Genomic DNA, 15,321 nt, shown 5'->3' with positions numbered 1-15,321 from the left:
TGACCTTACCGCCTCATCTACGCCGCTTCGGCAAGGGCGGCGGCCGCCTTTGCCCCCGCCTTCCGGGCGGCCGTCTCCGCCAGGGCCTCCCGGATTTCGCTGAGCTGGACGGGGGCCCAGGCCCAGCAATCGACCCCGACGTCCAGGCTCGCCGACGTACCGGGCAGGCTGCCGTGCGAGTGCCCGTAGAGGTGCAGGTCGCCTCGGTGCATGCCGTACCACACGCGCTGCGCGTAGTGCCCCAGGACCATTGAGACGCCGTCGACCGTGACGAGAGCCCGCTCCTGCTGGCTTGCCCAAGACAGTGCCTTCTCCCGCGCGTTGTCGTGGTTGCCCCACACCAGGTGCTTCTTGCCGGCGAGGCGCGAGAAGATGTCCCGGCACCTCTCGGCTGACGCGCCGTAGGCGAAGTCGCCGAGATGCCAGACTTGGTCGCCCGGGCGGACGCGGCCGTTCCAGCGCGCCACGAGGACCTCGTCGTGCTCCTCGATCGACTTGAAGGGGCGGGGCCGGGCCATCCTCGATCCGAGGATACCGACGTGGCCGAAATAGGTATCGGACGTGAACCAGACCGTCATGGCGGCCTCCGGGCATAGGGGAACGCGTGCCGGCCGGGGCGTCCCGGCGGCGGTGGCTGGCCTCAGGCCAAGGGGCGTTTGCCTATGCGGAGGAGCGTGTTCATGGCGGCAAACTCGGGCATCTGGACCGGCCGGGCAAGGGGGGGGCGACCGGCAGGATAGGGGTTATCCCTGGGCTACGCGGCGGTGGCGAGCTCCTCGGGTATGTCCTCCTCCCCCGCCTCGGGCTTGCTCCGCTTGCCCTTGCCGGCGAGCTCGCGCTCCCGGCGCCGACGGGCTAACTCGGCGCCGAGCTCGATGGCCGGGGGGAGCGCCGAGGCGGCGGCCGCGGCCTGCTCATCCGCCCACGCGCACCAACGCGCCATGAGGGGCTGCTTGATGTCGAGACGATCGTCATCGGTGTAATGGCGCTCCAGGACGTCGTCGCTCCTGTAGCCCTCATTGTGGTCAAGGATCATCTTGACCGTGTCGCGCGGGATCCTGAGCGTCGCCTGACAGACCGTCGACAGCCCGCGGCGGAGGTCGTGCGGTGAGGCGGCGATGCCCATGTCGAGGATCCTGTGATTGATCGCCGCATCGGAAAGGTGGCCACCGAAAGCGGCGCCGATCCGGGCCGCCCGGACCTGCGGGAATAGGAAAGCGCTCCCGGCGGCCGTGGCCCGAGCCATCTGCTGCTGCACGAGATCCCACAGGGCCGGGGGCAGCGGCAGGGCGTGCCTATGCTTGTCCCCGCGCTTGGCCGCGGTCTTCCGGTGCGCAGGTCCCATCGACCAAACGCCCCAGCCGGGCACTTCCTCCCACGGGACGAAATCCTTGACCAGGGCCTCGACGACGGGACGCCGCCGCTGCCCGGTCAGGACGAGAAGCTGAAGGGCCGAGGCGACCGTCGGATTGAGGACGCCGGTCCGGGCCACCGCCAGGATGCGCCCGATCTCGCCGGGCTTGGCCGTATACCCGCCCGGGACCTTACCGTTCGCCCGCAGCTTGTCGCCCGGCGTCCGCTCGGGCGCCCGCAGGGTGGGGATACCGGCCTCGACGCCGGAGCGCTTTCGGTGCTCATGCCGCGCCAGGTAGCTCCACATTGGTCTCAGGACGGACGCCAAGTGCTCGGCGTGTCGCTCTCGGCCGCTGGCATGCACCGCGTGGACGACCGTCGCGAGGTCCTCGATCGTGATGCGCCGGACCCGCCGTCCGGCAAAGGTCGCGAGCTCGGGCGAGTGGAGCAGCTTCCGGTAGTCCGTGTACGTGGCCGACCGCCTGGTGCGCGCGACCTCCGCCAGGAACGCCGCAAGGGCCTCCTCCCAGGTCCACTCGCCGGCTCGCTGGATCTGGTCCTCCCAAGCCTCGACGAGGGCGGGGTCCCGAGGCGCCGGGTTCGGCTCCTTCGGGGGGAGCTTGTGCATCTGCCGGAGCCGGCCCTCCAGCCAGCGGTCGTCCGGGACCCCGAGCCGGTCGACGAGCCGGCGCCTGGCCTCCGTGGCGATCGCGCGCGCATCGGCGAGCCGGAGCATGTCGGTCGAGCCGAGAGTCAGCCTGTGCGTCCGATGTCCGGATTCGAACTTGAATGCGTACTTCACCCCACGGGGCCCGACGCGCATCAGCAGCCCGGGGCAGCCGGCGTCGATCAGGTCGTACGCCCGGCCCTTGGGGACGGCGTCGGCGATCCCCTGCTTGACCAGGGCCTCGGTGAGTTTGACGGGCATGCGAGCGGCTCGGGCGGATCTCGGGCGGACGTTCTCGGGCGGATCGCCGCCCGGGCTCATCCCCTCCGCTACCAAGCTTCCCTTGCCAGATCCTTGATCGAATACGATAAATACCTGGGCTTCGTCGTTTTCCCGTGCATGTCGATGCGCCCGGATGGAGCCCAAAACCGCCCGTCACGAGGAATCATAATCCTTGTGTCGGGGGTTCAAATCCCTCCCTCGCTACCAAAAAAATCAGTATGTTAGGTCCAGAGATCCAAGCGACTTTATAGCGCTTCGGCCTCTGGGTCGCAGTTGGAACTCCGACCCTGAAGGTCGCAGCTCCTTCTGACAGCGACCGAGCTGCAGAAATCCGTTCCTTCGCCAGTCCTTGCCGGTAGCTTGCTGAGCTGGCGGCTATCGCTCCTCTGGCGCTTGTGGCGAAGCAATGAACGGCGGCCGCCAGCGGACGCCGACACAGCATCGGCGCGACCCGGTGGCCCTCTATCGGTCGGAGCAACGCCCGGTCTGGACTTGCCCCGAGAAAGTGGAGACCTCTCTTCTTGAAGGAGGTGGGTTCCGCAGGCAGACCTGAAGCAGACCTTTACCCCCGAGTTTCGTGCTGAGGCGGTGCGATTGGTGCAGACGAGTGGGCGGTCGCGCCGCGAGGTCGCCGCCGATCTCGGCGCCGGGCTCTCGACGCTGCGCAACTGGATTGACGGTCGACGTGAGCGGGAGATGGACCATCCGCCGGCCGATCGGCGGAGGACATAGCCGCCGAGCTCGCGCGCCTGCGGCGCGAGAACGAGGTGCTACGCCAGGAGCGGGAGATCCTGAGTGATCCGCCCCCAGTGAAGTGGTCCGCCCTGAGGTATGGCCTTGGGGCCAGGACGAGGACGGACAGACGGGAACGAAGCGGCACAAGCCGGAGGATGTCGTCGCCAAGCTGCGGCAGGTGGATGTGCTGGTCTCCCAGGGCCAGAGCGTCGGGGACGCGATCCGCACGATCGGCGTGACGGAGGCTACGTACTATCGCTGGCGCAAGGAGTACGGCGGCCTGAAGAGCGACCAGGTCCGGCGCATGAAGGACCTGGAGACCGAGAACCACCGGCTCCGGAAGGCGATCGCAGATCTCACGCTCGACAAGCTGATCCTGCAGGAGGCTGCCCGGGGAAACTGACCAGCCCCGCGCGCCGACGCGCCTGCATCGAGCATGTGATGGACGTCCTGAACGTCTCCGAGCGCCGCGCGTGCCGTACGCTCGGTCAGCATCGTTCGACGCAGCGCAAGGTGCCGCGGGGCAGAGACGATGAGGCGGCGTTGACCGCCGATCTCGTAGAACTGGCGCGCCGGTACGGGCGCTACGGCCACCGGAAGATCGGCGCGCTGCTGAAGGCAGCTGGCTGGTTGGTCCACGACAAGCGGGTCGAGCGGATCTGGCGGCGCGATGGGCTGAAGGTGCCCGGCCGCCAGCCGAAGAAGGGCCGGCTGAGGGACGGGGATGGTTCCTGCATCCGGCTCAAACCGGAGCGGCGCGACCACATCTGGGCCTACGGTTTCGTCGAGGCGCGCACCCATGACGGGCGCAAGTTCCGGATGCTCAACGTCGTCGACGAGTTCACCCGCGAATGTCTGGCGATCCGCGTTGCGCGCAAGCTGAAGGGAGCTGACGTGATCGACGTGCTCTCGGACCTGTTCATCCTGCGCGGCGTGCCCGAGCACGTTCGTTCAGACAACGGGCCCGAGTTCATCGCCAAGTCGGTGCAGTCCTGGATTGCGGCTATTGACGCGAAGGCCGCCTACATCGCGCCAGGCTCACCGTGGTGAGAACGGCTTTGTCGAAAGCTTCAACGCGCGATTGCGGGATGAACTCCTGAACGGCGAGATTTTCTACACCCTGAAGCAGGTGCAGATCATCATCGAAAGCTGGCGTCGGCACTACAACACGATCCGCCCGCACGGTGCGCTTGGCTACAAGCCACCAGCGCCGGAAGTGTTCGTGCCAGCCATGACCGCTTGGCCGACTGCGCTCGCCCAACCGGCTCCGTCGGCCAAGCTAGTCGTAGAGCAGAGGCCGACCCTGCACTAATCTTGAGCTCGGACCACCTCGTGGGGGCAGGTCATTCCGGGATGCCTAGGGGCTCGTTCATCGGCGGCATGTCGTCCTGTCCTGGCATGGGCACCCCGACCGGCTCGGGTGAGGGGTCTTGACCCTGGTCCGGGGGGACGCGTGGGCGAAGGTGGCGAGAAACCCAGTTCGCCTCGATCCAGATTGCCCGGGCTGGCCATCGAAACGCCCTCCGGTCAGTGGGACAGCAGGCAGCAGACGGACGCCTGCGCCAGCAGGTCCCGCGTGACCCCGCCGAAGAACCACTCGCGCATGCGGCTGTAGCCGTAGGCGCCTGCCACGATCAGGTCGGCGTCGAAGTCGCGCGTCGCTTTCCGGACGTCGTCGGCGACGGTCCAACCCGAGGGCTTGGCCAGATGCGCGGTCGCGTTTACGTCGTGCCGCGCCAAGTAGCGGGCCACGTCCTCGACCTCGGCCTGGTCGTCGCCGTCCGAGACTTGGAACACCTGCACCGCCTCCGCACGCCTGATCATGGGCAGGGCGTCAGACACGGCCCGGCGCGTTTGCGGGGTGTTCTTCCAGCCCACGAGCACGCGCCTAGCCTCCAGGTGCTCGACGTCGGACGGGACCACCAGGATGGGCTTTCCCAACCGCATCAGGACGTCGCCGGCGTCGACGGACATGCCGATCGTCACCCCCTCGTCATCCGCATAGCGCCCGACCACGACGAGGTCCGCCGCCCGCGACTGGCCTTCGAGGAACGAAGCCGGTGACCCGAGGTCCGCGCGCCACTCGACGCGGTCGTTCAGGGCGGAGGCATGGCGAAAAGCCTGCTCGACGCCCGCGAGCCGATCCAAGACTGCCTGCCGGATCTCCTCGATGACCATGCCCATGGGCACGGCGGTCTCGCCATAGCCCCGGGGATAGTCCGGCATGCAGGCGGCGGCGCCGACGAGACCCGCGCCGAGACGATGCGCCAGTTCCGCGGCGAGACGCACCCGCGCCGGCGCGTGACGCCCGTCATCTGCCGCGACCATGATGCTGGCATAAGACATGATGATCCCCTCGAATTGAGTCGCCTGCCGTCACCGTGCGGGTGCCTGGACTGACCGACCTTGACCTGGCTCAAGCCCGCCAGTCATGAGCCGGGAACAGGAAGCGGTCCTCGTCGGCTAAGAGCGCCGCGAGACCGTCGATGGCCGGCTCCGGATGTAGGATTACGGCGCGCGGGACCGCCCGCATGGCCTCGCGGAACGGAGCCTTGTCCTCGAAGGCATGACCGAACGTTTCGCCCCGCAGGACGTCGACGATTCGTGGCGCGATCCCGCCGGCGAGGAAGACGCCGCCCGTGGCCGAGAACATCAGCGCCATGTCGCCCGCGAACCTGCCGAGGAGGCGGGCGAACTGATGGACCGCTTCCCTGGCGACCGGGTCCGACCTCGCATCTTCGAGGACCTCGGGCGGCGCGCTCCAGCCGACGGCAGCTCCGCGCGTAGCCGCGAGGGTTCGCACGAGCCTGACGAGACCCGGACCCGACAGCACGGTCTCGGCCGTGAGCCTACCCTTGGCCGCCATCAGGGCCGACCAGGGCAGCTTGTCGTCGGGCTCGCAGGGGCCGAACCCGACGTGCCCGGCCTCGGTCGTCTGAATCAGGAGGCGGTCGCCCGCCGGAATCAGGACGGCCGCGCCCAGGCCCGTGCCCGGCCCCAGGACGAGCCGTGGTCCAACCCCTTCGACAGCCGTCCCGATCCGCGCCAAGTCGGCCGGGGCGAGGACGGTGATGGCGGCGAGCGGCACGTAGTCATTGACCAGCCGCACCGCTTCCAAGCCGAACGCCTCGCCGATCCCGCCAGAGTCGAACCGCCACGGCGCGTTGGTCAGGCGCGTGATGCCGAGGGTCATCCGCCCCGCGACGGCGAGGAAGGCCGAGCGAGGCCGGACCGTGTCCTGTCGGTTGGCATAGGCCCGAATGGCGTCGACCCGGCCGGGGAAGCTGGCCGTCGGCACCTACCGGATCGGGCCTGGACGTCCTCCCGGCTCCGGAAGGACGGAGAAGCGAGCGTAGGTGCCGCCAATATCGGCCAGCAGCACGGGATGCGGCAGCGTCACCCTCAATCCTCCGAGGTGATGCCTGGAGGCGTCGCTGCCGTTCGGGCCTTGAGGCTGAGGATGTAGTCGATGACCGCGTCCATCTCGTCCCGGTCGAGCCTCAGGCTCGGCATCCGCTGGTGATGGCTCTGCAGGAACACCGCGAGCGCCGGACCGGTCGTCGACGGCATATTGGCGACCCGCAGAAAGGCCGGGCCGGCGAACGCGCCGGGCTGCGAGGTGCGGCCGATGACATGGCACTCGCTGCAGTGCTGCGCGGCGATGGCCCACCCACGGACGCGATGGTCTTCCTCGGGACCGGCGGCCGGAGCGCCGGCGCAAGCCGCCAGGGAGGCGGCCAAAACGGCCGCGTGGCTGGCGGCCGACTGAAACGTCATGGCCGCCTCGCGATCCGGAGCAGTGCAACGGCGGTCGCGATGGCCACGCCACCGAGCGCGACGTGTGACCAGGTCGCGCCGTCGTTCGCAGCGAACCCGAGCGCCCAGGGTGCGACGAGCGTCCAGGCCCCGACGATCAGCACCGCCCTTTCGAGCACCGCCCGGAAGCGGATCTGGTTGGCGCCGTAGAGCGTGACGATGAGCAAGCCCGGCAGGAGCGCGGACCCGGCCGCGCGGGCATGATCGGTGAAGACCAGCACCCACGCCGCCAGCAACAGCGCGACGCCGGCGGCGTGCTGGATGCCGCCGATCAGAATCTCCTGCGTCCGCCAGGTCGATGACGGCGTGGCCGCGTTCGGTTGAGACATGGTTCGCCTCCCTGATGTCAGGCGTGGACCTCGGCGATGATGCAGCCGGGGTCGACGAGCTCGTTGACGGGTGCCAAGACCGTGAGGTGGCCGCCGGTCGGCGCGGCGATGTCGTGCAAGGCCTCGCCGATACGCACGGCCGCCACGGCCTCTCCGGCCCGCACACGCGCCCCGTCCGCCACGAGCCACCGCTCCAAAATGCCCTCGGGCAGCATCCCCGTCGACCAGAGCTCCTCGGCAACATGCACGTCGGCCATGATCATCTCCCGAATCCCGACGCCCGGTTGGCGGCGCTTCGATGAGGAAATGCCGTTCCGTGGAGGACGGCGTTGATCTCGGTCAAAGGCGCCTCGACGCCTGCCCACTAGCGCTACGCCAAGCACGCGCTCGCTCTATCGGGCAGGCTCGGGCCGCCACGCTCACCCGGGGCCGCGCATGCTCCTCGCCATGACAGCCAGCGTCGTCCTCGTCACGACCACAATCCTGATTCTCTACGAGACGTTGCGGCTGACCTCGGAGCACCTGTCCGAGCTGCCGGTCCCGCCCCGCGCCCGGATCCTCGCCGTGGTGCTGATGACCTTCGTCGGGCACACCGTCGCGGTTTGGATCTACGCTGGCGCCTACTGGCTACTCGTCCTCCGCCTCGGCGTTGGCGCCTTTGCAGGCACTCCGGTAACGTCCTTCGAGGACTGCCTGTACTTCTCGGTGGTGGCCTACACCTCGCTCGGCTTCGGCGACCACTTCCCGACATCCCATACCCGGCTGCTCGCTGGCGTCGAGGCGCTCAATGGCCTGCTCCTGATCGGCTGGTCGGCCTCGTTCACCTACCTGGCAATGGAGCGGTACTGGCCACTGCACGGCAAGGCGCACGCGCATCGAACCGCGCGGACCAGCCACGACAACGGGGCCGATCCGGGTCGGGAACGCTTCTTCCCGCCGGCACCGGGTGTCTGATTGCGCATCGAGCCTTGCGCTGGATCAAGGCCGCCGCTCCCGCGGGCGCCCAGCGTCTCCGCAACATCGCAATCGGAGGCGCGCCATGCACAAGTACCTGGTCACCTTCCACAAGGTCGTGCCGGACGACAGCGGCCACGAGCACCCCGCCATCCAGCGGCAGACCGTCGTCTCCGCCCACTCGGAGGCTGCCGCAGCCTGCGCGGCCCAGGCGTTGTTCTGCCAGACGGCGGGTATCGTCGACTGGCGCATGCGGGCCGACACCTGCGAGGTGGCCGAGCTCGACGGGCAGGCGGCGTGAGGAGGCGGGAATGAGCCACGGACTCACCGAACCCGTGCACTGGGAAGGGCGGCAATGGGCCGTCACCGGCTACGGCATCGAGGCGCTCGACGGCATGTACCACATCCCGTTCTCCGAGATCCCGGACTCCGAGGCCGGACGGCCGGAATGGTTAGACGGCCTATGGCGGCGCTACGGGACGGCCCGCAACGACCTTGACGCGGCCCTGAGGGTCGCGCGCTCGATCAGGCACGACGCGGCGGAATCGGCGTCCTGAGCGCACCGGCCCGCTCGCGGCGCCCCGGCGTCCTTTGATCCAGCGCAAGGCGAGCCGGCCCGGCGGATCCATCCTCCTCCCATCGCGATCAGGAATGAGGATCGGGCGATGCGGGCGAACGCAGGTGAAAGGCGGCCGGTCGTGCTTGTCGCCGAGCCGCAGGCGCTACCGGGCATGTGGCTGGAGGACGCCCTCGCGAACGCCGGCTGTGCGGTGAGTGGCCCCTACGGAACCGGCGGCGAGGCCATCGGAAGCCTCGACGCGAAGCGTCCGGACTTCGCCGTGGTAAGCGTCGACCTGACTGAGGGGCCGTGCTTCCCGCTCGCCTGCGACCTTCGCCGGAGGGGCATCCCCTTCGCCCTGATTGCCGGGAACGCCCGGGTCCCGAAGGCCTTCGCGGACGTGCCGCTGCTCGGCCGACTGTTCGATGCCCGGGACATGGTCTCCGCCGTGACCGCCGGCTGCGCCATCTCAGGTTGCCCCCGGGCCTGCCCGATGCTGGGTCGTATCGCGGCCGGGGAAGAGCTTGCGCTGGATCAATGTCCGACCGCCTGCCGGGCATAGCCTCGGGCTCGGCCAGGCGCGACCTGGACCTCATCGAGGAGACTTACGATGGGCGACAAGCTGATCCGCCAGAACGTCATCGACGAGCTCGACTTCGACCCCAGCATCGATGCCGCCCACATCGGCGTCGCCGTGGAGAAGGGCATCGTCACGCTAAGCGGCCACGTCGCCAGCTTCGCGGCGCGCGTCGCCGCCGAGAAGGCGGCCCAGAAGGTCCGCGGCGTCCGCGGCGTCGTCGAGGAGATCAAGGTGCGTTTCGGCGGCGAAACCCCGCCGCGCGACGAGGACCTCGCGCAGCGCGCGGTGCAGATGCTCGATTGGTCCGCGACCGTGCCGAAGGATGCCGTGCAGGTGAAGGTCCAGACCGGCTGGGTGACGCTCTCCGGCAAGGTCGACTGGCAGTACCAGAAGGAGGAAGCCTATCGGGCTATCCGGCGCCTCGCTGGCGTGACCGGCATCATCAACACCATCGAGGTGGCGCCGAAGGCGAGCGCGCCCGACGTACGCGCGAAGATCCTGGCGGCGCTCAAGCGCAACGCAGAACTTGAGGCCGACGCGATCAAGGTGACGGTCAAGGACGCGAAGGTCGTCCTGCAGGGCAAGGTCAACGCCTGGCACGAGCGCCGCCTCGCCGAGACTGCCGCGTGGTCGGCGCCGGGCGTGCGCGCCGTCGAGGACCACCTCACGCTTGGCTGAAACCATCGGGATGGGCGAGGCCGCAAGGCCCGCCCGCAGCCATTCCATCGCCTGCCGATCCGGAGACGTTCCATGACCTACGCGAGCATCATGGTCGCCGTGGACCTGTCGGAAGGGGCGCGAAGCCGCGTACGCTTGGCCGCGCTTCTCGCCGACGATTTCCACGCCCGCCTGACCGGCGTCGCGGCGGAGATGCCGGATTACAGTTGGGCTCCGGCCGGTCCGACGCCGGGGGGGGCGTTCGGCATCCCCTCGATCCAGGAGGCTGTCCTGAACGACCTCCGGGTGGCCCACGAGGCCTTCGAGGAAGCCGCCGGCGGACGCAGCCGCGTCGAGTGGCGCTCCGACCTCGATTCCCCGCTGGCGTTCCTGGTCGTCCAGGCGGCGGCCGCCGACCTCGTGGTGGTCGGCCGAGGGACGGACCCCGGGCCCGCGCTGTTAGCGGTCGATCCGGCCGACGCGGTCATGCATCTTGGGCGCCCGGTATTGGTGGTGCCGCCGGGCGTCGACCATCTCGACGCCAAGCGCGTCGTGGTCGGCTGGAAGAACACCCGCGAGGCGCGCCGCGCGGTGCTGGACGCGCTACCGTTCCTGAAGCGGGCGTCCGAGGTGCTCGTCGTCTCCGTCGACGATGGCGCCGGCTCCGAGGGTCAGGACACCCTCCGTCTCCTCCAGGCGCACGGCGTCTCAGCCATCCGCGTCAGACACGATGCCCTGGGTGCCTCGACCTCCGAGGCACTCGTCGAAGCGGCCACCGAGCACGGGGCCGACCTGATCGTCGCGGGCGCCTACGGTCACGGGCGCCTCCGCGAGTGGGCGTTCGGCGGCGTCACTCGGGAGTTGCTGTCCTATGCCCCTCTCTGCTGCCTGATGAGCCATTGATGCCCGGCATCATGCGCAGCACCACGTCATGTGCAGCCCTCCTGATTCTCGCCGCGGTCGTGGTAAGCGCGTCGCCAACGCAGGCGCGACCGAGGGCCGACTCGCCTGATGCGAAAGGCACGTTCGTCGAGCCTGCAAACGCGCCCCATCGGCATTGCGGAGGGTCCTGCCTGAGAAGCGGGGCCCTGCAGTGGTTCTGCAAGCCCCACCAGACTTGCAGCCTGGATTGCGGCACGGCGCCTCCTCGCATGCACTGCCACGACCCGAGGCGTTGAGAGCGGGGCCGCCAAGGTCTCGCGACGGGACGACCCCAGCAAGGCCGTCCCGCAAGCGCGATACGTCAGTGGGCCATGAGTACCGGGATGCGCGCGTGCTCGACCACATGCCGGGTGACGCCACCGAGCAGGAACTCGCGCACGCGGCTGTGGGTGTAGGCACCCATCGCCAGCATGGAGGCGTTCCGGCGCCCGGCCTCGTCCAGGATGGCCGCGCCGACCGAGATCCCATCCCCGACCGGCAGGGTGACGGCCTCGGCCACGATCCCGTGCCAGCGCAGGTAGGCGCACAGGTCCGCGGCCCGCGTCTCCTCGAAGCATTCCGTCCGCGCATGCACGACCGTGACGCGGACGGCCTCGTGCAGCAGCGTGATGGATTGCCCGATCAGGCGTGCCGCTTCGAGACTGCCGTTCCAGGCGATCACGACGTGGTCGAGGAGGTCGTACGGGACTCCCTCGCCAACCATCAGCGTCGGTCGTCCGACCGAGAACAGGGCCGTGTCGAGCGCCCGCCCGGTGAACGAGCGCGCCGGATCGGGTCGGTCGACGATGATCAAGTCGTTCACTCGCCCGGCCAGCGTCAGGAGCGGCTCGACCTCGCCCGACAGCTCCGTCCAGGTCGCGAAGGTGGCATCCAGGCGCGCGGCCTTGTCGACCAGCGGCACGCCCTCGCGTCCGCACCAGGCTTCCAGCGCCGCTTTGCCTTCGGCCGCGGCCTCGCGCACGCCCCGCTCGATGGCCTCGATGGTCGCGCAGTCCATCGACATGACGCTGGCCAGACTGGCTATGCCGACCATGCCGGCCATGCTGGCCATGACATAACCCGGGTCCGGCGCCATGAAGGCGACTCCGATGTGCGCGTGCAGGCGCCGCCCGAGGCGCAGGGCCGCGTCCAGGCGGCGGGTGGCGTCGATGCCTGGGGCTGTGGGGACGAGAAGACAGCGGAGGTACATCGAGGCTCTCCCTCAGCGTTCGAGCGACTTCATGTAGGCGATCAGGTCCTGCGCCTGTTCAGGGTCGAACCGGAACTCGGGCATGCTCGGATGACCGGTGCGGATGCCTTCCGTGAGCGCCTCGCCGAGATCCTCGACGGGGTAGCGCTTGTGCAGCTCGCGGAAGGGTGGCGCGGCGGGCAGCGGGCTCGTCCCGACACGCCCGACGGCGTGGCAGCGGGCACAGTTGGTCCTGGCGAGGGACTCGCCCTGCTTGACCTGCCGGTCCCAGGCCTGGGCGGAGCCGGTGCCGATAAGGATGGTCAGCAGCACCAGAGCGCCCGCGTAGATGGTGGTCGCCGAGCGCATCAGTGGCTCATCAGGCAGCAGACGGGGGTCGATTGCAGGACGTCGCGAGTGGCGCCGCCGAAGACCCACTCGCGCAGCCGGCTATGCCCGTAGGCTCCCATGACGATGAGGTCCGCGTCCTCCCGCCGGGCGAACCGAAGGATCTCGTCCGCGGGGCCGATCTCCGGCTTGCGCAGTAGGTGGGTCGTGGCCTTGATTCCGTGCCCGGACAGGTACTCGGCCGCGCCCTCGGCGCCCACGTGCTGCGCGTCCGGTCCCACGGCCACCACGCAAACCTGCTCGGGCTGTCTCAAGAACGGTAAAGCGTCGTGCAGGGCTCGACGGGCCTCGGGCGTATCCTTCCAAGCCACCACGACCCGCTGGACCGCGAGGTGCTCGATGCCCGGCGGGACCACCAGCACCGGACGCCCCACCTCCATGAGCAGCCCCCCGGTGGAGGCCGCCATCGGACCGGGATCACCGTCCGCAGGTCCCTGTCGGCCGACGACCACGAGGTCGGCGGTGCGCGCCTGCGCACCGAGGAAAGCCAACGGATCGGTCGGTGCGGAGCGCCAGCTCGTCCTAGGCGCCTGCCCGGCCTCGCGCTCGAAAAGGGCCTTGGCCTCCGCGAGCTGCTCGTCGGTCAGGCGCTCCTCAAGGGCCCAGACACGCTCGACCTCCAGCATGTCGCCGACCGGCATGGGTCCGAGGACCGGACGTGCGGCGACGCCGGTCAGCTTGGACCCGAACCGTTGGGCGAGGCCGGCCGCCAATTGGACTCGGTCCGCCGCCGCGGGCCCGAGGTCGACCGAGACCATGATGTTGGAGATCTTCATGACCACCTCCCTTGGCCGGGCTGCCGGCGCGATGGAGGTACTCTGGCCCCGGTTCGCGGGGACGACCTTGATCCATCGCAAGGGCACTCGATGGGCAGTCCAAATGCAGCGGACGAGACCGGTTCAGGGCACGAGAACGGCGGCGCCCTGGAGGGCGCCGGACCGGTGGGCGGCTATCGCCGCGTTGGCCTGGACGAGCGGGAACATGCGGGTGCGGGTGACGATGCCGGCCCGCGGCACGACTTCGAAGAAGCCGCGCGCATCCGCGCGGGTGAGGTTTGCCACCGAGCGCACCGAACGCTCCTCCCAGAGCAGTTCGTAGGGGAAGCGCGGGATGTCGCTCATGTGGATGCCGCCACAGACCACGCATCCACCCTTGCGCAACTCCGCGAGCGCGGTCGGCACCAGCCGGACGTCGGGTGCGAAGATCAAGGCCGCGTCCAGCGGCTCGGGCGGCGCCCCGTCCGATCCGCCGGCCCATTCAGCCCCAAGGGAGCGGGCGAAATCCTGGGCTTTCCTGTCGCCGGGCCGGGTGAGCGCGAACACGCGGCGGCCCTGCCAGCGGCAGACCTGGGCGACGATGTGCGCGGCTGCCCCGAAGCCGTACAGGCCCACAGTGTCGGCGTCCCCCGCCATTCGCAGCGTGCGCCAGCCGATCAGCCCTGCGCAGAGGGGCGGCGCGCTCGCGACCGGGTCCAGGCTCATGTCGAGCGGGACGGTGAAGGCCGCCTCGGCCAGGAGATGGGTCGCGAACCCGCCGTCGCGCGTGCAGCCGGTGAAGCCGGGGGCATCGCACAGGTTCTCCCGCTCGGTCTGACAGTAGCCGCAGTGGCCGCAGGCGTGCCCGAGCCAGGGCATCCCGACGCGCCGACCCGGTGCCGGATCGGTCACGCACTCGCCGACGGCCTCGACGATGCCGACGACCTCGTGGCCGGGCACGATGGGGTAGACGGCCTGCGGAAGCTCGCCGTCGATGACGTGGAGGTCGGTCCGGCAGACCGCGCAGGCCTCCACCCGAATGCGGACCTCGCCGGGGCCGGGGATTGGGTCGGGCCTCTCTTCCGGTACGAGAGGACCGCCGTCTCACGCAGGACCATCGCCAGCATCGGCACCCCCGGTTATGCGAGCGTCAGGCGGTCCTCGACGGCGCGGACGCCGGGCGCCGACCACGCGGCACGCTCGGCGAGCTTGCGCTCGCTCCAGACGTCGACGCAGCCGTCCAAGATCACCCTGTCCCCGTCCACGTGGACGCGGATCGTGTCCGGGTCCCGGGCGCTGCGCCTCAGGGCGGCGAGGATCCTGTCCTTGACCTCGGTGGGTTGGACCGGCGGCTTCACCGTGATGAGGTTGACGATGTCGGTGACCCCGGCAAGCCGCCGCAGCGCCTCATCGACCGCCGCCTTCTGGTGGTAGTACGGCACGCATCCTTCGAGCGTGACGCAGCCCTTCTCGATCTTGAGCGAGACCGACCGCTCCGGGATCTGCACATCCCACTCCAGAACCCGGGCGCAGCGTTCGGCCAGGGCCTCGTCGCCGACGCGCGGATTTTCTGGATACCGGACCTCGATCCGCTCGATCACGGCCCGGACGCCGCGCACCCGGAGCGTGACGCGCTCGGCGATGCCCTTCTCGGCGTAGTTCCGGACGTGGCCGGTCAGCGTCACGACGCCGTCGTCGACCGCGACGCCGATCTGCGCCGCGTCGACCATGGGGGCGTATTCCAACTCGTCGAGCACGTGCCGGCGTACGGTGATGTCGTCCATCGCGGGTCTCCTCGGTTCGCCGGGGTTTTTGATCAGAGAGCCAGCCAAAGCAGCGCCGGCGTCGCCACCGAGGCCGCGATGGCGAGCGCCAGCGCCTGCAGGCTGCCGATGGACCGGTAGCGCGCCGCGTCCGTGACGACCCGGGGTTCGGCGTCGTTCGTCGGGGCCAGCATGACCGGCACCCGCGCGCGGCGTACCGTCGTGATGAAGGTGGTTCGAAGTACCAGGGCCATCGTTCGCTCCCGTCCTGCTGACGGAAGTCATCCTGCCGGCCTGCCGGAGAGCCGCCTTGATCCAACTCAACGCGGCCGGCCTCGGCTGCCTGCACGGTC

At 69.6% G+C, this 15,321-nt stretch carries 19 protein-coding genes and 3 pseudogenes; 9 read left to right on the top strand and 13 right to left on the bottom strand.

Annotated features, from left to right (window positions below):
• Window positions 1-17 precede the first annotated feature (17 nt).
• Both BKE41_RS02645 and BKE41_RS02640 read right to left on the bottom strand, forming a co-directional pair.
• On the bottom strand, window positions 18-578 hold the full coding sequence (locus tag BKE41_RS02645; protein WP_059407893.1) for a metallophosphoesterase family protein: 561 nt from the start codon (window positions 576-578) through the stop codon (window positions 18-20).
• Window positions 579-754: 176 nt separating this feature from the next.
• A complete protein-coding gene (locus BKE41_RS02640; RefSeq protein WP_059407896.1) occupies window positions 755-2,281 on the bottom strand; it encodes an integrase family protein in 1,527 nt (508 codons plus the stop codon).
• Window positions 2,282-2,851: 570 nt separating this feature from the next.
• Between BKE41_RS02640 and BKE41_RS29980 the strand changes: the two are divergent.
• Together BKE41_RS29980 and BKE41_RS02630 are read left to right on the top strand one after the other, a co-directional pair.
• Window positions 2,852-3,096, top strand: a pseudogene (locus tag BKE41_RS29980) (transposase); the annotation flags it as partial.
• Window positions 3,097-3,206: 110 nt separating this feature from the next.
• Window positions 3,207-4,349, top strand: a pseudogene (locus BKE41_RS02630) (IS3 family transposase).
• A 215-nt stretch (window positions 4,350-4,564) separates the two neighbouring features.
• On the opposite strand, the gene BKE41_RS02625 reads toward BKE41_RS02630, so the two are convergent.
• The 5 genes from BKE41_RS02625 to BKE41_RS02605 all read right to left on the bottom strand — a co-directional run bounded on the left by BKE41_RS02625 (window position 4,565) and on the right by BKE41_RS02605 (window position 7,439).
• On the bottom strand, window positions 4,565-5,383 hold the full coding sequence (locus BKE41_RS02625) for a universal stress protein (RefSeq protein WP_070998499.1): 819 nt from the start codon (window positions 5,381-5,383) through the stop codon (window positions 4,565-4,567).
• A gap of 70 nt (window positions 5,384-5,453) precedes the next feature.
• On the bottom strand, window positions 5,454-6,335 hold the full coding sequence (locus BKE41_RS02620) for a glucokinase (protein WP_245295891.1): 882 nt from the start codon (window positions 6,333-6,335) through the stop codon (window positions 5,454-5,456).
• Between the two features lie 104 nt (window positions 6,336-6,439).
• Window positions 6,440-6,814, bottom strand: coding sequence for a cytochrome C552 (locus BKE41_RS02615; RefSeq protein WP_070998497.1), 375 nt, complete (start codon window positions 6,812-6,814; stop codon window positions 6,440-6,442).
• On the bottom strand, window positions 6,811-7,182 hold the full coding sequence (locus BKE41_RS02610; protein ID WP_070998495.1) for an SPW repeat protein: 372 nt from the start codon (window positions 7,180-7,182) through the stop codon (window positions 6,811-6,813). The genes BKE41_RS02615 and BKE41_RS02610 overlap by 4 nt, the downstream gene beginning before the upstream one ends.
• Before the next feature lie 17 nt (window positions 7,183-7,199).
• Window positions 7,200-7,439, bottom strand: a complete 240-nt coding sequence (locus BKE41_RS02605) for a biotin/lipoyl-containing protein (RefSeq protein WP_071000624.1) — start codon at window positions 7,437-7,439, stop codon at window positions 7,200-7,202.
• A 178-nt stretch (window positions 7,440-7,617) separates the two neighbouring features.
• On the opposite strand from BKE41_RS02605, the gene BKE41_RS02600 reads away from it, so the two are divergent.
• The 7 genes from BKE41_RS02600 to BKE41_RS31925 all read left to right on the top strand — a co-directional run bounded on the left by BKE41_RS02600 (window position 7,618) and on the right by BKE41_RS31925 (window position 11,110).
• Complete coding sequence (locus BKE41_RS02600; protein WP_012317444.1) at window positions 7,618-8,136, top strand: potassium channel family protein; 519 nt, start codon at window positions 7,618-7,620, stop codon at window positions 8,134-8,136.
• An 85-nt stretch (window positions 8,137-8,221) separates the two neighbouring features.
• Window positions 8,222-8,437, top strand: a complete 216-nt coding sequence (locus tag BKE41_RS02595; protein ID WP_012317443.1) for a hypothetical protein — start codon at window positions 8,222-8,224, stop codon at window positions 8,435-8,437.
• 10 nt (window positions 8,438-8,447) lie between these two features.
• A complete protein-coding gene (locus tag BKE41_RS02590; protein ID WP_012317442.1) occupies window positions 8,448-8,693 on the top strand; it encodes a hypothetical protein in 246 nt (81 codons plus the stop codon).
• Between the two features lie 108 nt (window positions 8,694-8,801).
• Window positions 8,802-9,257 (top strand): histidine kinase, encoded by a 456-nt coding sequence (locus BKE41_RS02585; RefSeq protein WP_070998494.1) that lies wholly within the window; start codon window positions 8,802-8,804, stop codon window positions 9,255-9,257.
• Between the two features lie 48 nt (window positions 9,258-9,305).
• Window positions 9,306-9,953 (top strand): BON domain-containing protein, encoded by a 648-nt coding sequence (locus tag BKE41_RS02580; RefSeq protein WP_012317440.1) that lies wholly within the window; start codon window positions 9,306-9,308, stop codon window positions 9,951-9,953.
• A gap of 72 nt (window positions 9,954-10,025) precedes the next feature.
• On the top strand, window positions 10,026-10,835 hold the full coding sequence (locus BKE41_RS02575; RefSeq protein WP_012317439.1) for a universal stress protein: 810 nt from the start codon (window positions 10,026-10,028) through the stop codon (window positions 10,833-10,835).
• Window positions 10,836-10,846: 11 nt separating this feature from the next.
• Window positions 10,847-11,110, top strand: coding sequence for a hypothetical protein (locus BKE41_RS31925; protein WP_107645329.1), 264 nt, complete (start codon window positions 10,847-10,849; stop codon window positions 11,108-11,110).
• A gap of 65 nt (window positions 11,111-11,175) precedes the next feature.
• Here the strand turns inward: BKE41_RS31925 and BKE41_RS02570 are convergent, their stop codons facing one another.
• The 6 genes and pseudogenes from BKE41_RS02570 to BKE41_RS02545 all read right to left on the bottom strand — a co-directional run bounded on the left by BKE41_RS02570 (window position 11,176) and on the right by BKE41_RS02545 (window position 15,222).
• Complete coding sequence (locus BKE41_RS02570; protein WP_070998492.1) at window positions 11,176-12,063, bottom strand: universal stress protein; 888 nt, start codon at window positions 12,061-12,063, stop codon at window positions 11,176-11,178.
• Window positions 12,064-12,075: 12 nt separating this feature from the next.
• Window positions 12,076-12,411 (bottom strand): cytochrome c, encoded by a 336-nt coding sequence (locus BKE41_RS02565; protein ID WP_070998490.1) that lies wholly within the window; start codon window positions 12,409-12,411, stop codon window positions 12,076-12,078.
• Complete coding sequence (locus tag BKE41_RS02560) at window positions 12,411-13,226, bottom strand: universal stress protein (RefSeq protein ID WP_012317436.1); 816 nt, start codon at window positions 13,224-13,226, stop codon at window positions 12,411-12,413. The genes BKE41_RS02565 and BKE41_RS02560 overlap by 1 nt, the downstream gene beginning before the upstream one ends.
• 123 nt (window positions 13,227-13,349) lie before the next feature.
• A pseudogene (locus BKE41_RS02555) lies at window positions 13,350-14,332 on the bottom strand (zinc-dependent alcohol dehydrogenase family protein).
• 12 nt (window positions 14,333-14,344) lie between these two features.
• Window positions 14,345-14,989, bottom strand: a complete 645-nt coding sequence (locus BKE41_RS02550) for a BON domain-containing protein (protein WP_070998488.1) — start codon at window positions 14,987-14,989, stop codon at window positions 14,345-14,347.
• Window positions 14,990-15,021: 32 nt separating this feature from the next.
• The gene (locus BKE41_RS02545; protein ID WP_012317433.1) at window positions 15,022-15,222 is read right to left on the bottom strand and encodes a hypothetical protein; all 201 of its coding nucleotides are present in this window, start codon (window positions 15,220-15,222) and stop codon (window positions 15,022-15,024) included.
• Between the last annotated feature and the right edge of the window lie 99 nt (window positions 15,223-15,321).

Source organism: Methylobacterium sp. C1 (assembly GCF_001854385.1).
GTDB classification, from domain to species: domain Bacteria; phylum Pseudomonadota; class Alphaproteobacteria; order Rhizobiales; family Beijerinckiaceae; genus Methylobacterium; species Methylobacterium radiotolerans.
This window is presented reverse-complemented; position numbering and strand designations above follow the sequence as displayed.

What these genes read in the sequence shown, in the direction of transcription:
- BKE41_RS02605 (WP_071000624.1), bottom strand. Translation starts at nt 7,439, where the DNA reads ATGGCCGACGTGCATGTTGCCGAGGAGCTCTGGTCGACGGGGATGCTG.
- BKE41_RS02550 (WP_070998488.1), bottom strand. Translation starts at nt 14,989, where the DNA reads ATGGACGACATCACCGTACGCCGGCACGTGCTCGACGAGTTGGAATAC.
- BKE41_RS02585 (WP_070998494.1), top strand. Translation starts at nt 8,802, where the DNA reads ATGCGGGCGAACGCAGGTGAAAGGCGGCCGGTCGTGCTTGTCGCCGAG.
- BKE41_RS02645 (WP_059407893.1), bottom strand. Translation starts at nt 578, where the DNA reads ATGACGGTCTGGTTCACGTCCGATACCTATTTCGGCCACGTCGGTATC.
- BKE41_RS02610 (WP_070998495.1), bottom strand. Translation starts at nt 7,182, where the DNA reads ATGTCTCAACCGAACGCGGCCACGCCGTCATCGACCTGGCGGACGCAG.
- BKE41_RS02565 (WP_070998490.1), bottom strand. Translation starts at nt 12,411, where the DNA reads ATGCGCTCGGCGACCACCATCTACGCGGGCGCTCTGGTGCTGCTGACC.
- BKE41_RS02595 (WP_012317443.1), top strand. Translation starts at nt 8,222, where the DNA reads ATGCACAAGTACCTGGTCACCTTCCACAAGGTCGTGCCGGACGACAGC.
- BKE41_RS02600 (WP_012317444.1), top strand. Translation starts at nt 7,618, where the DNA reads ATGCTCCTCGCCATGACAGCCAGCGTCGTCCTCGTCACGACCACAATC.
- BKE41_RS02560 (WP_012317436.1), bottom strand. Translation starts at nt 13,226, where the DNA reads ATGAAGATCTCCAACATCATGGTCTCGGTCGACCTCGGGCCCGCGGCG.
- BKE41_RS02580 (WP_012317440.1), top strand. Translation starts at nt 9,306, where the DNA reads ATGGGCGACAAGCTGATCCGCCAGAACGTCATCGACGAGCTCGACTTC.
- BKE41_RS02590 (WP_012317442.1), top strand. Translation starts at nt 8,448, where the DNA reads ATGAGCCACGGACTCACCGAACCCGTGCACTGGGAAGGGCGGCAATGG.
- BKE41_RS02545 (WP_012317433.1), bottom strand. Translation starts at nt 15,222, where the DNA reads ATGGCCCTGGTACTTCGAACCACCTTCATCACGACGGTACGCCGCGCG.
- BKE41_RS31925 (WP_107645329.1), top strand. Translation starts at nt 10,847, where the DNA reads ATGCGCAGCACCACGTCATGTGCAGCCCTCCTGATTCTCGCCGCGGTC.
- BKE41_RS02570 (WP_070998492.1), bottom strand. Translation starts at nt 12,063, where the DNA reads ATGTACCTCCGCTGTCTTCTCGTCCCCACAGCCCCAGGCATCGACGCC.
- BKE41_RS02615 (WP_070998497.1), bottom strand. Translation starts at nt 6,814, where the DNA reads ATGACGTTTCAGTCGGCCGCCAGCCACGCGGCCGTTTTGGCCGCCTCC.
- BKE41_RS02625 (WP_070998499.1), bottom strand. Translation starts at nt 5,383, where the DNA reads ATGTCTTATGCCAGCATCATGGTCGCGGCAGATGACGGGCGTCACGCG.
- BKE41_RS02640 (WP_059407896.1), bottom strand. Translation starts at nt 2,281, where the DNA reads ATGCCCGTCAAACTCACCGAGGCCCTGGTCAAGCAGGGGATCGCCGAC.
- BKE41_RS02575 (WP_012317439.1), top strand. Translation starts at nt 10,026, where the DNA reads ATGACCTACGCGAGCATCATGGTCGCCGTGGACCTGTCGGAAGGGGCG.